The organism is Gulosibacter sediminis (assembly GCF_014904065.1).
Lineage (GTDB): Bacteria > Actinomycetota > Actinomycetes > Actinomycetales > Microbacteriaceae > Gulosibacter > Gulosibacter sediminis.
In genome coordinates, this window is record NZ_JACXJG010000015.1 from 14400 (window position 1) to 15146 (window position 747).

Annotated in this window: 2 protein-coding genes; both read right to left on the bottom strand. The window is 71.0% G+C overall.

What is annotated here, in order from left to right; all coding sequences use genetic code 11:
• Positions 1-507: zinc-binding dehydrogenase (locus tag ID132_RS08505; RefSeq protein ID WP_459562463.1), on the bottom strand; the 507-nt coding region annotated here is incomplete at its 3' end.
• Entirely contained in the window at positions 504-743 is a 240-nt protein-coding gene (locus ID132_RS15570; RefSeq protein WP_459562464.1) for a hypothetical protein, read from the bottom strand. The genes ID132_RS08505 and ID132_RS15570, both read right to left, overlap by 4 nt.
• Positions 744-747 lie beyond the last annotated feature (4 nt).

The following is a 747-nucleotide window of genomic DNA, read 5'->3' on the forward strand; positions in this document are numbered from 1 at the left end:
ATAGGCGAGTTTGCCCTCGGCGAGCCACGGGGTGACGCGCTCCCGGAACTCGCCGCTGAGGTGGAGGTAGTCCGCGAGCGTGAAGCCCTTCAGGGTGAGGCCGCGGGTGATGATGTTCGCCATGTTGTCGGGGCCAGGCGTGCGATCCGCGGTGTTGTAGCCCGAGATCGCGCCGCACAGGGCCGCGCGACCGCCGTCGTTGAACGCGTCGAGCGCGGCCTCGAGGTNGAAGAACACGTCGATGCCCTCCGGCGCCGCGGCGGCGAGCTGGCCCCGAACATCCCCGTGTTTGTAGTTGAACGCGGCGTCGTAGCCATACTTCTGGGTGAGCAGCGCCACCTTCTCGTCGCTGCCGGCCGCGCCGATCACGCGCCCCGCGCCGAGTAGCTTCGCGAACTGCCCGACCGCCGAGCCGACGGCACCGGCCGCGCCTGACACGAACACGGTCTCGCCCGGCTGCAGCGCGGCGATCGCGGTGAGCCCGACGTACGCGGTGAGCCCCGTCATGCCGAGCAGGTGCAGGCGCAGCGATGAGGGCACGCTCGGCACCTCGGGCACGGCGCGGAACGTCGAGGCCTCGGCCTGCGCGACGTCGCTCCAGCCGTGCTGGTGCAGCACGAGCGTGCCGACGGGCANTCCGGCGCCGCCGACTCGACCACGCGACCGATCGCGCCACCCGTGATCGTCGAGCCGAGCGCATACGGTGCGACGTAGCTGCGCACATCATTCATGCGGCCGCGCATGTAC